This window comes from Colwellia sp. BRX8-9, assembly GCF_014077245.1.
Classification (GTDB): domain Bacteria; phylum Pseudomonadota; class Gammaproteobacteria; order Enterobacterales; family Alteromonadaceae; genus Colwellia_A.
Genome location: NZ_JACGVN010000007.1, coordinates 187,339 through 201,690, shown reverse-complemented (window position 1 = coordinate 201,690; position 14,352 = coordinate 187,339). Strand labels below are relative to the sequence as shown.

The window sequence follows — 14,352 nt, the reverse complement described above, 5'->3', positions numbered from 1 at the left end:
TAGTTTACTTCTGATAATCTGAATTATCAGAACTAAACAATAATATTTCGAGTTATTTAAAAGTGTAGGGAGGTAAAGATGGAATTTAAGAAAGTAGCATTACTCATTTTAGTTTTACTTTTATCTAACGTAACTCTGTCAGCCTTCGCTAATAAACCTCCTGAGCACTATTCTTTAATCGACGATTACAAAGCATTATTTAGAAGTGAAAAAATAGGTACTAAATATGTAGCTAAAGTCGAAAGCACCCTTCCTCCAAAGCTTCAAAGTGACATGTATTCAATGCTCTCTTTAACTAAAGGTTCATTCACTCATAAGGACTGGAAAGAAAAACAACGCTTTGCGATACGTTTATTTCATATTTTCCAAGCTATTGTAGATAGATTGTCACACCTTGAAGAGACCAAGCTAAAGAAGCTCTTTGAGGGATATGGTCGTGATACGACTCAAGAATTTAAAAACGCACTAACAGAATATATAAAAAAACATGATGCAATAATGGATGTCGCCATTGCTGAGCTAGATAAAGCAATAGCTGAGCTAGATAAAACAATAGCTGAGCAAGATAAAACAATAAAGTCTGCAAATACTATTCTAAAAATGCTTGGAAGTAATGAAGTTAAAAAACAAAAGTAAAAGAATAAAACCGTCGATAAAATATATTATCGACGGTTTTTTATTGTTTTGCATTTAGCTCTGGTGAAAATTAATAAGCTTTTATTTTTCCTCTATCGACAACATCAAAAACCCACCCATTTAAACTATCGATAATATATTTTATCGATAGCTTATTATGACTTTAAGTTCATGTTATAAAAAGAATAACTAAACTAAGGTTAACTCTTTAAAATTGCTTCTATAATGAAAATACATTTTACTTTTTTCATTTTTTTTAATGTCAGAACTTGTTAAGAAAATATATTTTACCGCTAACAAACATCTCTCTGAGGTTATAGAGGACTTTGTATCATTAAAAAGCTCTCATCATACAAGAAGAGCGTATAAAGGAGATTTAACACAGTTTTTTAATACGCTTGATCTCACAACACTTGATGAACTTAGCAACATGCATTTTTCTCAATTGATTAGTGCTATTCGAGTGTATATTGAAAGCAGAAAAAAAATTGATAATTTTGAAATACTCCAAAGAGTCAAAAATTCTCGTACTATAAACCGTAAAACAATAGCTCTACGTGTCTTTTTTGATTACTTGATAAATGTGTATCGTTACGACCAAAACCCTTTGAACCAATTTCAAAATTTACAAACCGAAAACCTTAGCAGTACTGCCAGCTTAAGTAGTGATGAAGTTTTTGGATTATTAAAAGCAGCAAAAGAAAGGAGAAGGAATTCAAAGGCTGAATTTAGAAATTATCTAATACTAGTATTTTTATTTCATTTGGCTTTACGGGTTGCTGAGTGTGCAAATTTACAATGGAAAGATCTTGAACTATCTAACCAAAAGGTTAGCATCAATCAAAAAGGCGGTATTTTAAAATCACTACCCATCCCTCATGAACTTTGTTTATTGCTAAAAGAATTTTTAACACTCTACGGAAATACTTGCCCTTTTATTTTTCAACCAATAAAAAATAACCGAATGAAAGTGATTGAAAAACCTCTTTCCACAAGGGCTATTTATAATGTTGTAAGAAAACTAGCGGCAAGAGTTGCACCTGAAAAAAATATAACACCTCATTCACTCCGCAAAACGTTCATAGAGTTAGCCTTAGATAATGGGGCGGATTTAATATCTATCTGTAACGCTACCGGACACAGTTCTATTGAAATGGTGAAGTATTATGACGGTAGAGATAAATTAAAAAATAACGCAATACACTCACCATTTAACATGATCTAAATTTAAGTCAGAATCATTTTGAATAACAATTTATGACCGCTTTGTCGGAAAAGTGACTATTCTGGCAAGTAATAATTTCAGTTATTTTTGAGCCTAATGTAGTCCTTAGTAACCGTATCATTTGACTCATTAACCACAACTCAGCATACTTATTCATAAGGATAATTTAAATCTAAAAATGACGGACTATGACCATTCTTAAAACAGTTAAAATTCTCACTATTATCCCATGCTTATTCATCTTAATTTCATATTTCAACTCATCAATTGCCGATGATAAGAACAATCAGAGTATTAAAGTGGTAAGTCTAGATCAGGAGTTTATACAATATGTTCCTGAAACCAAGTTTACTATATGTGATGGCCTAGGTGATGCCTGTAAAAAGTTTTATATCGGCTTTTATCTGTCGAAGACAGAATCCAACACATCGTTAGCGCTAAAATATCTTTTAGCTGCTTATGAAAGCGGTATTGAAAATATACTAATCGATGAACCGGAAGCAAGAGATATCTACTTAACAATGACTATAGGGTCACTCTACCGTCTAAAAAATGATCTTGATAATGCGATAAAGTATACCCTGCGCTCAATAAAAGCAGGAAATGAAATTAATAGGTGTTACCTAGGTATGTTATATGACGATCAGGGTCAATATAAACAGGCTTATGAAACGGTTATAAAAGGCCATTACCCTGATTGTTATACTCTACTTGGTATATATGCTTTTAATGGTATCTATATAAATGAAGATAAAGAGCTTGCTGGAAAGTATTGGAAAAAGGCCTATGGCGATGATAGATATGGTTCGATTGAAAATGCAAATATGGCATTATATTATGAACAAACAATCGACAATAAGAAATATAAGTTTCACCTACTTAAAGCTGCGAAAACAGGCGACAGCAATGCTTTAGAAGCTTTAACAAATTCACGGTTAAATGGGGTAGCTGCGACAAAGTTATTTATTGAAGAGTCTATGGGGAGCCAGTATTGGGCTGTTTCAACAATAAAACAGAGGGTTTTTACATCAGGCTATGACTTTTATTACCGATTGAAGTATATGTTTAACCATGAAAAAAATAGACCTTGGATCAGAGACTATGATTATAATGAAAAAATCTGGGAAGAAAAGAATCAAGATGTAGAAAAATTTGTGAGAGGCAAGAGCGCCTTTATTTTTGAAGATAAAAAAATAGTATTTGAATCGACGCTCACCCAAAAAAATAGAGGCACGGTATTCGCAAAAGAGCTACAACTATTGTATGAAATATGGCTTGTTGATTTAAGCGGTGGTAAGGATGTGATTAAGCTTCATCATGAATTAGTCGGTAGATTGGTTGTGAATAATAGCTTTAAGTACCATCGAAATTTTATCCTATACGAATACGGTTTTGTTTGGTATGCGACATATAATAACATTACAAACAAGCTATACGTTGAAATACGTATTCCTGATAAGTCATAACTTACTGTGTAATTTTGATATGTACAATCATATGGACAGCTTAAATATGTTTATAATAAGTAAGTATATAATTTGATAAATCAAGGTTTCAATGACATTGTCGGAGAAAGCGACTATTACAGCAAATAAGAACAATTGTCACTTTAGAGGCCTATTGCAGACATTATGAAATTGATTTTCGCTGAATTATATACTCAAGGCTTAACCTAATAATTTGATATTACCCCAATAGAGTATTCAATTAAATATGTTCAACAAGCACATGTTCACTACATTTGATTGATGGCGATCATCGGCTTAATTCTTCAATTGAGCAGGCCGTAGAATTATTTAAATCATTTTGTACACGATTAAAACTTGCTAGTTTGATTAACTAGTATCTCAATATAATCACTACCCGAAACATAAAACGAAAATAATCAGCAACAAGAACAAAAAACACACTAGTTGTAACTAATTATTTCCTTTACAATAAATCAAATCAAAATTTTATAATACTAAAAATCATAGGGATATTGATGACTCTCACCACCCGTACGGCCCAAATAATAATTTTTACTTGTTTCATGTTTTTACTCACTAGCTGTGGCATGACACCAGCAGAGCGTGCAAAACAGAAAGAAATAGCAACGAATAAAGCGAAGCAAGTAAAAATAAACCAAGCGCAAGCATTTTTTTCATCAATAAATAGCACTATGGAATGGAAAAAAGGCGCAAGAATTCCCCCTACTCATAAAAGATATAATTATGAGCGATATGGTAAAAAACAAATTGTTATCCATAAGGATTATCTTTGGGAAAGAGGAATAGGTAACAGACAGTGGAACGATGCAGTTGCTAACTGTGAAAATGCTGTGATTGCAGGACTACCCAATTGGCGTTTACCCACAAGAAATGAGCTTTTATCATGGAAATGGAATTTATACAGTAAAAATAAATCTAGTGGAAGTGCTTGGAGTTCAGAGTCAACAACATATCGTCAGCGTTATGGTGATCGTGAGCTGTATCCTGCTGCATATTTATACACTTCTCATTCATACTTTAAAAAGCAAACTTCTTTTGAAATAGATAAAAGCAGACAGTCGAATGAATATGGTGTTCGCTGTGTTCATCAACGAGGAGATGCATTTAATAGTTCTATAGCTGAAACTGCCCAAGGGATTTTAAACCTCAAAGAAAATAGCTCTAACCAAGTTCATGTGAGATACCCTAAATCAATTGACTCAAAAATTAAAATTTATGAAAGACAAAAAAAAGGAGAGTTTGAAACTCAAAAGAGTTATGAAAAAAGAGTCACTAAATTACAAGCAGATATAGAAGTATATAATAACAAATTAAAAAAGAAATTTTTCAGTGAATGGGGTGCTGCGAAAGATAAAGAAACTAGACTGTTAGCAGAGAAAAAAACAAAGCTTCTCAAACAAAAAGAAAAAAACAAGTTATTATCACTAAAAGAAGCCTTTCATGTTTTATATGGCGCACCTAAGCTCTCCAGCGTTCAATACAATGCCGATTTAAGCCAATTCAATATTGTGGTTGGTTCACAATATGGCAACTTCAAACAAAGCGTAAATATTCCCCTGTCAGTAAAATACGCGCCCAAATTTAAAAAGCTCATTACGGCAAAATCATTTTCTCCAACTGTTGAGTTTGTAATAAAAAATGGTGAATTTATTATTCAAGGCATTAAAGAAATACAAGACCCTGCGCTAGTTGTTGAGAGAGATGAATTTAACAAAGCCAAACACTCTATTAGAAAGTTAAATGCGTTCATTAATAAATACCCTAATTCTAAATACGTAGCTAAAGCCAGAAAACAAATCAAAAATTTGCAATACATTGCAGAGCAAAAACGTCTTGCTGCTATTGAATTAGCAAAAGACAATGCAGATGGTGAAATAGTCGGTAGTAAGAACATTGAAGGAGCTAAATTTATTGCAGGGCGTATTTGGCAAGACCAATCAGTCAACTCAAAATTTAATTATAAATTCTCTCGCGCTAAACAATACTGTAAAGAGTTAAATCATCTTGGTATTAAAGGGTGGCGACTGCCGAGTAAAAGCGACTATCTTAGTTTAGGAAAAGATTTTAATAACTTTACTTACGTTGCTAATAACCCTGGATATGTTACTCCATATTTTACTAGAGATGAAAATTGCTCAAGAGGCGGTTTATTTGCTGTATCAAAAGGAGATTGTGTTGTAACTGCCCATCCCACGATAAGTGAAGCTAGTAAGATCCGTTCAGATAATTCACTTAGGTGTGTATTAAGTAGCTATAAATACAACATAAATGCCAAAGAACAAGAACAAAATTATATTAGTCAAAATACGCTTGATGGTTACATCAATGCATTTTCAGCAGCAGGAAATGATGAATACATCAGAAAAGCATTTTCATTAGCTCAAACGAGTGATGATAAAGTTAAAATTGAAATGGCACTGATTAAATATTTTGGCTTGAATGACGTATTTTCCCTAAAAGGAAGTTTAGTCACTAAGGATGGCTCTGAGGCTAACCGAGACGAAATAGATGCAAGTTTATTATTAACTATGATTGCATCTTCTGGTAATGCAGAGATGCAATATAATGTGATGCCAAACATTAATAGTACAGTACCTTTAAAACATGGTAGTTATAGAATTAAAGTTAAAGTTAAGTTGGAATTAAACTATGTTCAAACAATGAAAAAAGCTTTATTTGGCTTAGACTTCTCTACTTTTGATACTAGAGTAAAAGAAAGAGAGTTTTACGTAACGGTTACGCCTGATAACAAGTGGAAAACTGACGGAACCATTGACTTTGGTTCCATTGTACAGGGTAGCGAAAGCGCAGTATTTGTTTTTAAAATGTCAAGCAATCTACAGAGTATTAAGCCTAGTTTCGCTTTAATGAGTATTGAGAAAATATAATGCGTTTTAGTTTAATAACTATCGTTCTAATAGTTGTTTGTTTTACAGTAGTTGCTACGGAAGAAAATACCGCAACAGCTACTGACAAAAACAACGCCACTAAAACGAAGATAAAACAGAAAACTAATAGCAAGGAATATGACTTTGACAGTATGTTTAAGAACAAACCAACTGCCAAAAAACCAGCTAATTCAATTGATGTGACTAAGTTCAAAGAAGACTCTGAAAAAGAGACTGAACAAGTCAAAACAGATTATTATTACAAACACGAGTATGTGCCACCTGATCGTCAAAACGTCAATACTAGTGGGGCTGGTGATTGTTTTGCAATTACCAATGAAGACATGAAAAATGATTGTATAGCCAATACCAATCATGATGATGGCTACTGCTTTATGATTAACAATAAAGACCTGCAAAACAGCTGTATAGCCAATACCAACCGTGATGATGGCTACTGCTTTATGATTAACAATAAAGACCTGCAAAATAGCTGTATAGGACAAGTTAAGCATGATGATGGCTACTGCTTTATGATTAACAATAAAGACCTACAAAATAGCTGTATAGCCAATACCAACCGTGATAATGGTTATTGCTTTATGATTAATAATAAAAATATGATGAGTGCTTGTATAGCAATTTTACAGTAAATTAATGGTACTAGCTCAGATCTTGGGTTAGTACAATTAATTTACCTCCAACCTGTTTTTCGCTAATGACCGCTGTGTCGGAGAACTTGTCGTTAGTGAAACAAAAGCTAAGGTCAGCTAAGTGGAAAGTTAACTTAAGTTATTAGTGGCAAACCTAATGTTATTCAGTGGTCGCAGTAAATGTTATTAGGTGACAGTATCAGATGATAATGACTGGCAGTTCTGATGTAATTGGGTGGCAAAGCTGATGTAATTGTCCATCTTTCTCAACTTTATGATGTTAAGAATAATATCACCTTAGATTTACAGGTAGAAAGCCATTCAATTGGAGAGCGTGAAATGGCACTGAGGCACTTAACTAAAACCCAAGCAGGCGACTTAGTCGTTTATGACAGAGGTTACCCTGCCGTTTGGTTTTATAAATACCATAGGCTAAAAAATGTTGATTTCTGCATGCGCATTGTTAAAGGCTCTAATGTTGTTAAAGCCTTCTTAGAAAGTGGGAAATATATTGATATAGTTGATTTCCCTTGTCTTGAGAAGTCTCTTCAATGATGCCGAAAAGATAAAATATCGACAGAGTCACTACAGTTAAGATTAGTGCGAGTTGACCTGCCATCAGGTGAGCCAGAAATTTTGGTTTCATCATTAACAGATATACAAGCTTATCCTACTGCTCTTTTCGCTGATTTATATTTCCAACGTTGGGGGGTTGAAGAAGATTACAAAGTATTGAAAAGTCGCCTCAATATTGAGAATTATTTTAGTGTTTCTGTTGAAGGTGTTTTACAAGACTTACACGCTAAGTTATTGACTAAAAACCTTGCTGCTTCTGCAATCCATGATGCAAAACGAAAAATAAAGAAGCCAAAAAAAAATAGGCTCTATGAATATAAAATCAATTTCACCTTTGCGATAAGTCAACTGAAAGATAATATTGTTCGGTTCACAATGAAGTTAGCTAAGTTTAAGTTATACGAACTACTGATAAGTAAAATATCAAAGAATTTACGTATTATTCGACCCAATCGTAAATTTTTTAGACAAGACCGTAGAAAAAAGACAAATAAGTACCCAATGAATTATAAACGTATGTGTTAAATCCTTAAGTTAATGACATTGTTAGTATCAAAGTTAGCATTAACTGTTTGATGATGAATGATCGCTGTGGTGGACCCTGTAACAGATTTTGTGTAACTGCCAGTTTTAAATAAAGTCCTTTAAGCGGTCTTCGAATTCAATCATAAATCGATTCAAGGCCGTTTTCCTGTTTCTTATCGGCATCGTCCATTTCTTGGATGCTGCATCTATCGCAAGATAAACGACTTTCCTCGCTGAATCATCAGACGGAAATAGCTTACGTTTTTTAATCGCCTTTCGGATAACACTGTTAAGTGATTCTATCGCATTCGTTGTGTAGATAGCTTTTCGAATGTCTTGAGGGTATTTGAATAACGTGTTTGTCTTGTCTAATTTTTACGACTAAACAGTCAAGGTAAACAATAGGGTAGACTGAATCTAAAGGCCTAGCTTGCCATTCAATGACTTGCTCAATAACAGCATTGGTGACACGAGATATCAATGTGGGTGAGATATCTGCATCATACATTTCCTTGAACGTATCAACGATTTCTCTCGTTGTTATGCCTTTGGCATACAGGTACAAGATTTTGTCGTCCATTGAGGTAAACCGCGTTTGGTTCTTTTTGACTAATTTAGGTTCAAAGCTTCCTTCTCTATCGCGTGGTGTTTCAAGGTCAACTTGACCATCTTCAGTGCGAATAGATTTAGAGGAGTAGCTATTTCGGCTATTGTTCGTGGTGGATTGCTCATGAAGTGCATAACCAAGATGCTCTTCAAGCTCAGCATTTAAAGCGGCTTCAACGGTTATCTTTGTTAATATTCTACGAAAGTCGGTTAAGTCTTGCTCTGACTTAATTCCTTTAGCTGCTTGTTTAGCAAATACTTCGAGTTCTTTCTTATTCATAGTCTGCCTATCCTAAACCCTATATGGGTACTAATGATAGGCAGTTACACAGATTTTGTTACAGGGTCCTGTGGTGGCTTTACGACTGTCAGGCTTGATCAAAACCTATTTACAGAAAGTGTCAATTCAGGTTTGAACTAATGCATGTTAACTAATGAAATTTACTTAGTGCTCACATCTTCATCAATACTATCTTGTAAAGATTCATCATCACTAACATTTTCGTTAATCTTAACATCTGACAGAATGCTTTTTGCCGATCCTTTTTCTTTTTCAATAACTTCTTCTCGCTCTATCATTAGACTATCTGAAACTAATCCGAATTTTTCATCTGACAAATCTTTTACATCATCAAACATGAATTCTGTTCTGCGTTGATCTCTCAGTGCATACAGCGCTGTTTTAAAGCAACTCTCACACAAGTCGAGCTGATAGGCCTTGCCATCCTCTTTTGATCCATTGCCAAAACTTGCTTTTAATTCACCGCATTCTTCATATTTATGTTCATTTATTTCAATCATAACGCTCTGTTCGCAAACATCACAAATCTTATCTACTAGAGTTTAAACGAGTTTTTCTGCATAAACTTTCATTAATAATTCCTTGGTGGCTTTGGAGACGAACAGTGATAAATATAGTGCGCTAGTAGTGAACTAATCAAGTGGCATGAGTATTTTCTAAAATGGAACTAACTACCACTAGCGTTATCAGTTCAATGTTGTATGACTTCTATGGTGGTGGCTTTGTTGACTATCAAAATGATATCGTATCAATATTCGTATGAAATAGGCACATGATCTGAAGACCCTAATTATAGGTTTATTCAGACCAAAAGGACTATATTCGTATCTTAGTGAACATAAAATTGGATTGCTTTGACCGATGAATTAGGTCAGGTTTATGGCTAATGACCTTAGAGTAGTCCGTTGTATGAATTTTTAGTTTTGTTTTAAAAATTTTATATACCCAAATATATCTTAATGACAAGTTGGGAAAACAAGAAGTAATATTTTGAAAATGAGAGCGTTTTTCGAGGTCAACTGAACTATTGACAGACATGAAGTTCAGGCATCGCGGAATCTACAATGCTGTTCCAATTTTGTGAAATCCCTGTTCCAACTAAACTGATTCTAGAGGGGGTAATCAGGGGGTTTTTGTGGTTCTTTGAAGGTGAAGGAGAAGTCACTCAAATAGCCAAGAAAGAGCTAAGAAGTGGTAAAAAGATAACAGCTTTAATTATAATATCTAGAAACGTCCCCTGTTGATACTTGTAAATCTAAGACAGTAAATAATATTTGTAGGTTATCGTAAATCATTGGCAAACATGTAGCTGATTTGAATTTTGAAATAGCATTATTCACAAAGGGGACAGCTCAATTTACACTAACAAATAATTATATTTTTGTGACAAAAAGTTATTTTGTTTTCAACATGTGACCATGTTAATAGCTTCAAATGTCACAAAAACAAAACTTTTTGTATTGCCCTATCTTATTGTTTTTAAGTTATATAATGTGAATAATATCTTCTTATGTTACTTAATGTATATTAAAGTGTATTATCATTTTCGACCCTTAATGGGGCGTTATGTTTACTAGAGAGTTCACCACATTTGAAGATTAAGCATTATGCTCAACCACTAAAAACGATCGCTAGTTCAGCTTTTGATAATTGTGGCTGGGAAATTGTCGTTGCATTTGTTAGCGGTATATTCTGTTACACAAGTTACAGCACAGGTTTTGGTATATTGTTTTTTCCTATGTTTGCTGTATTTTGTTTGACTGTTCTTAGTATGCTTTTAAATGTATTCTTTGCAATTAAAGAAAACCTAAGCGAGCGACAGTCTAAAAAGTAAACATACAAGGCATTCAAGCAGGACAAAAAACAGTTGTTTTTTGCTCCTTCGTCGCTTATTTTAACCAACTATTTTGCCTCATAATGGGGCGTTATGTGTCTTTAGGAATAATATGAAATACTTGAGTTTACTTCCCATATCATTAATTTTAGGTTGTACGAATATATCCTTATCCGATAGAGCGATTCCTTACGATGATGGTTCTTTCTATACAGTAGTGGGTGGAGAAACAAAAGAGAAAGCCCACTCTATGTTGATAGGTGTCATGAAGTCTAGATGTGAAGTTGAAGGTGGAAAAACTTTTCAATTAATTTCTACGAAAAATAGTCAGACTGGAGAAGTTGAAAAGTTTGTCAAAAGTAAATCTAGTACGAAAATTGGCTCTTGGGAATTTAGTGACGTTGATACAAATTATACACAAGGCTTTGATCTCGAAGCTAAATTCATATGTATATAGTTTCGTTGTACGACACATAATAAGCCATTCAAGCAGGACTTTTAACCGTTGGCTAGGTTCCGCTTCGCTTCACATTTTAACCAACAATTAAAAGCCTCTTAATGGGGCGTTACGCCTACATGTCATAAGCTTGGCATATGAATGTCACACTCTTAACGTATACAAAAAGGTAAATTCTCTCCATATTATTGGCAACTTTAATTAAGACGATTTAAACAATGGAAATGCAAGTAAATATAAATGTAATTAAAACCCAAAGAAATAATAGAGCTTGGAGCCAAACTCAGTTAGCTGAAGTGTCAGGGTTAAGTCTAAGGACGATTCAGAGAATAGAAAAGACAGGGGTAGCTTCATTAGAATCTGTAAAATCACTTGCCTCAGTATTTGAAATGGACATTAAAAACATTCAAAAATGGTCAAACAAATCTGTCTATTCTTTAAAATCCAGATTAGCTACCTTATTTGGTGTTGTAGGTCTCATTTTATCAGGTGTGGTGATGGTTCCTGCTGCAGCCCAATCGATTATGGTTGATCTTGAATTATTGGAAAATAACGTAAAGTTAGCAAGCATTGAAATACTGAATGAGGAAAACACAGAAAGTGAAATGAAAATTTCTGATGTTTTAAAGATTACATTCACTTCAACTAAAGAGAACGACGGAACCGTGCTAATTAGTACAAAGGTGTATGACTTATCTGATGGAAATGAAGTACTAATATCTTCACCAAGTGTTAAAACTAAACATAGGGAAACTGCTGAAATACGTTTTGGTAATTACTCTTTATCTCTGACACCGAATTTGTAGGCATAAGGAGCCATTCAAGCAGGAGTTTTAATGGGGCGTTAGCTGCTTTTGGTCTTAAGCAGTATTTTATTATCTATAGGGAAATTATTATGAAAAATATATTTAAATCTAGTCTAGTTGCACTTGCTGTAATTACTTCGAATATTAGCTTTGCTAATGATATTTCAGCTGATTTCTTAAATAATGAAGCAGAAATTGCTCATAAAGTATATCTTCATGAGTCAACTGAAGTTGCAATCTATGCAATGGAATCTATTGTGAGGCTTCAAGAATCCGATCAATCGGATAAATTATTACAAAAAACTGGTCCATCTAGTCTTTCATTTTCTTATATTCGTTTAGGTTTTTTATATGAAAAATCAGGTTTAATGCAAAAAGCAGATATAGCTTTTTCTAAAGCGGTTGCTACTTATAAATCACCATATAATAAAAATGAATCTGTAGCCCTTAGTAAATTAAAAAGAGCAGTTCAAGAGTTGGATGCAATCAGCAGCTAACAAGTTGCTTAAACGGACGTAAAGTAGTTGGCTTGCTTTCGTTCCTCACTAATTTTAGCCAGCTATTATTTGTCACTTAACGTGGCGTTATAGGACAAATCGGAGTGTTGAGTATCCATGAAGTTTATAAATAATTTAATCTTGGTGTTGTCCATTCTATTTACATCAACTTCGTTTGCTGTTGATAAAAAATACCACGAGGATATTTCCTTGATTAAAAGTGCTTTCAAGCAACAGGATAAGAAAGCTATTGCAACTTTTATTTCTTATCCATTAGGGCGTGAATTTCCAATACCTGCCATTAAAAATGAAGCAGAGTTAGTAAATCGCTTTGATGAAGTGTTTGATAAAAAATTTATCGAGCTAATAGCTAACTCTGATCTAGACAAAGATTGGAGCATGATGGGCTGGAGAGGCGTAATGTTTTCTAGCGGTAAACTTTGGCTAGATTCCAAAAATAAAATAAGAGCGATAACATATCAATCTTCAAAAGAAAAAGAGATCAAAGCAAGTTTGATTGAAAAACAAAAACAAACTTTGCATCTAAGCCTCAGAGTTTATAAAAAACCAATATTAGAGTGGAAAACATCTAAATTTCATATTCGAATTGATGATCTTGGGGATTACAATTATCGCTATTCGTCATGGAGTATCGATAAAAAAACTAGAGATAAACCTGATTTAATTTTAGAAAATGGAAAAATGGTTTTTGAAGGTAGTGGTGGTAATCATCACTATTCTTTTTCTAACGGTAAATATATTTATCGTTGCTATGTTAGTGTAATTGGTAATAGTAAGTCTGCACCTGGAATATTAGATGTTTTCAAAGGTAAGGAGCATATATTAAGTGACGATGTTATTGAGGTGCTAAGTCGCTAAATTTCATGCGTTTAATTGCCCTATAACAAGTCATTCAAAAGGAAAAAAAACAGTTGGCTGTTTTCGTTCCTGAACATTTTAGCCAACTATCATTTGCCTGTTAATTAGGCGTTATACTACCCATCAATGAACATGGACGTAATATGAAAGTTTTATTTATCTTATCCATTATTTTCTTTTCTACATCCAGCAATGCTGTAGTGAAGAGACATGATGTTCCTCCTGAAAATTATGTCATTGATAAAATGCCTGAATACCTAATAGATATGCCTCATGAAGGACATGGTGTATTAATAGATACACAATGGGTTGTGACCGTAGCACACACTATTTTTTATGATTATGTTGGTAAAGATTTAATTGTTGGTTCAAAAGCTTATGAAATTGAAAGCGTTCATATACACCCAGAGTACTCTGAACCTAATAAAAATTTACTTAAAGGTGATTTAGCGCCTTTAATGAGTTTGTTCAAATCTAGAAGTGATATTGCGTTAATCAAATTAACTTCAAAAGTTAGCGGTGTTAAACCAGTCAATATATACAAGGGTAAAAGTGAAAAAGGTAAAACAATTACAGTTTATGGTAAGGGCGCAACTGGAAGTGGATTAACCGGTGAAGATATTGATACGAAATCACTTCGTGTAATGAACCAGTTTCAAAATATTGTTGAAAATTCAGAAGGTAATTGGATCGCATTTAAATTCAACGAACCTGCAAATGCATTACCACTTGAAGGTATACATGGCTCTGGAGATAGCGGAGGGGCTTCTATTATATTTCAACAAGGCGCTCCATTTCTCGTAGGTTTATCAAGTTGGCAATTGGGGAATGGTGATATATCTACTTTTAAAGGTGGTTTGTATGGCACTACAGCTTATCAAGTTAGGATATCTAACTACTATGACTGGATAGTTGGTGTATTGGGTATCTAAAAAGTCATTTAAACGGACAAAAAACAGTTGGTTTATTGCTCCTGCGT

Annotated in this window: 13 protein-coding genes and 1 pseudogene; 12 read left to right on the top strand and 2 right to left on the bottom strand. The window is 33.7% G+C overall.

What is annotated here, in order from left to right; translation table 11 throughout:
- Window positions 1–78: 78 nt before the first annotated feature.
- The 7 genes from H4J70_RS08320 to H4J70_RS20660 all read left to right on the top strand — a co-directional run bounded on the left by H4J70_RS08320 (window position 79) and on the right by H4J70_RS20660 (window position 7,993).
- A complete protein-coding gene (locus H4J70_RS08320; protein WP_182250907.1) occupies window positions 79–636 on the top strand; it encodes a hypothetical protein in 558 nt (185 codons plus the stop codon).
- 259 nt (window positions 637–895) lie between these two features.
- Window positions 896–1,861 (top strand): site-specific integrase, encoded by a 966-nt coding sequence (locus H4J70_RS08315; protein ID WP_182250906.1) that lies wholly within the window; start codon window positions 896–898, stop codon window positions 1,859–1,861.
- 188 nt (window positions 1,862–2,049) lie between these two features.
- Entirely contained in the window at window positions 2,050–3,327 is a 1,278-nt protein-coding gene (locus tag H4J70_RS08310; protein ID WP_182250905.1) for a lipopolysaccharide assembly protein LapB, read from the top strand.
- Between the two features lie 518 nt (window positions 3,328–3,845).
- On the top strand, window positions 3,846–6,239 hold the full coding sequence (locus H4J70_RS08305; protein WP_182250904.1) for a hypothetical protein: 2,394 nt from the start codon (window positions 3,846–3,848) through the stop codon (window positions 6,237–6,239).
- Window positions 6,239–6,892 (top strand): hypothetical protein, encoded by a 654-nt coding sequence (locus H4J70_RS08300; RefSeq protein WP_182250903.1) that lies wholly within the window; start codon window positions 6,239–6,241, stop codon window positions 6,890–6,892. Before H4J70_RS08305 ends, H4J70_RS08300 begins: the two co-directional genes overlap by 1 nt.
- Window positions 6,893–7,123: 231 nt before the next feature.
- On the top strand, window positions 7,124–7,447 hold the full coding sequence (locus tag H4J70_RS20665) for a hypothetical protein (protein WP_259368023.1): 324 nt from the start codon (window positions 7,124–7,126) through the stop codon (window positions 7,445–7,447).
- A 45-nt stretch (window positions 7,448–7,492) separates the two neighbouring features.
- Entirely contained in the window at window positions 7,493–7,993 is a 501-nt protein-coding gene (locus tag H4J70_RS20660; RefSeq protein ID WP_259368022.1) for a hypothetical protein, read from the top strand.
- Window positions 7,994–8,098: 105 nt separating this feature from the next.
- On the opposite strand, the pseudogene H4J70_RS08290 reads toward H4J70_RS20660, so the two are convergent.
- Window positions 8,099–8,879: pseudogene (locus H4J70_RS08290) on the bottom strand (transposase).
- A 161-nt stretch (window positions 8,880–9,040) separates the two neighbouring features.
- Window positions 9,041–9,400, bottom strand: a complete 360-nt coding sequence (locus H4J70_RS08285) for a hypothetical protein (protein ID WP_182250902.1) — start codon at window positions 9,398–9,400, stop codon at window positions 9,041–9,043.
- Window positions 9,401–10,846: 1,446 nt separating this feature from the next.
- Between H4J70_RS08285 and H4J70_RS08280 the strand changes: the two genes are divergently transcribed.
- The 5 genes from H4J70_RS08280 (at window position 10,847) to H4J70_RS08260 (ending at window position 14,305) form a co-directional block, all read left to right on the top strand.
- Complete coding sequence (locus H4J70_RS08280) at window positions 10,847–11,191, top strand: hypothetical protein (protein WP_182218646.1); 345 nt, start codon at window positions 10,847–10,849, stop codon at window positions 11,189–11,191.
- 218 nt (window positions 11,192–11,409) lie between these two features.
- Window positions 11,410–11,997, top strand: coding sequence for a helix-turn-helix transcriptional regulator (locus H4J70_RS08275; RefSeq protein WP_220465336.1), 588 nt, complete (start codon window positions 11,410–11,412; stop codon window positions 11,995–11,997).
- Window positions 11,998–12,086: 89 nt separating this feature from the next.
- Complete coding sequence (locus H4J70_RS08270) at window positions 12,087–12,494, top strand: hypothetical protein (protein WP_182250901.1); 408 nt, start codon at window positions 12,087–12,089, stop codon at window positions 12,492–12,494.
- Between the two features lie 117 nt (window positions 12,495–12,611).
- Entirely contained in the window at window positions 12,612–13,373 is a 762-nt protein-coding gene (locus H4J70_RS08265; RefSeq protein WP_182250900.1) for a hypothetical protein, read from the top strand.
- Between the two features lie 143 nt (window positions 13,374–13,516).
- Entirely contained in the window at window positions 13,517–14,305 is a 789-nt protein-coding gene (locus tag H4J70_RS08260; protein ID WP_182250899.1) for a trypsin-like serine protease, read from the top strand.
- The last annotated feature ends 47 nt before the right edge of the window (window positions 14,306–14,352 follow it).

Bases quoted from the DNA above. Each gene is read 5' to 3' on its own strand.
- H4J70_RS08280 (WP_182218646.1), top strand. From the start codon at position 10,847: ATGAAATACTTGAGTTTACTTCCCATATCATTAATTTTAGGTTGTACG.
- H4J70_RS08265 (WP_182250900.1), top strand. From the start codon at position 12,612: ATGAAGTTTATAAATAATTTAATCTTGGTGTTGTCCATTCTATTTACA.
- H4J70_RS08285 (WP_182250902.1), bottom strand. From the start codon at position 9,400: ATGATTGAAATAAATGAACATAAATATGAAGAATGCGGTGAATTAAAA.
- H4J70_RS08275 (WP_220465336.1), top strand. From the start codon at position 11,410: ATGGAAATGCAAGTAAATATAAATGTAATTAAAACCCAAAGAAATAAT.
- H4J70_RS08320 (WP_182250907.1), top strand. From the start codon at position 79: ATGGAATTTAAGAAAGTAGCATTACTCATTTTAGTTTTACTTTTATCT.
- H4J70_RS08305 (WP_182250904.1), top strand. From the start codon at position 3,846: ATGACTCTCACCACCCGTACGGCCCAAATAATAATTTTTACTTGTTTC.
- H4J70_RS08300 (WP_182250903.1), top strand. From the start codon at position 6,239: ATGCGTTTTAGTTTAATAACTATCGTTCTAATAGTTGTTTGTTTTACA.
- H4J70_RS08310 (WP_182250905.1), top strand. From the start codon at position 2,050: ATGACCATTCTTAAAACAGTTAAAATTCTCACTATTATCCCATGCTTA.
- H4J70_RS08315 (WP_182250906.1), top strand. From the start codon at position 896: ATGTCAGAACTTGTTAAGAAAATATATTTTACCGCTAACAAACATCTC.
- H4J70_RS08260 (WP_182250899.1), top strand. From the start codon at position 13,517: ATGAAAGTTTTATTTATCTTATCCATTATTTTCTTTTCTACATCCAGC.
- H4J70_RS08270 (WP_182250901.1), top strand. From the start codon at position 12,087: ATGAAAAATATATTTAAATCTAGTCTAGTTGCACTTGCTGTAATTACT.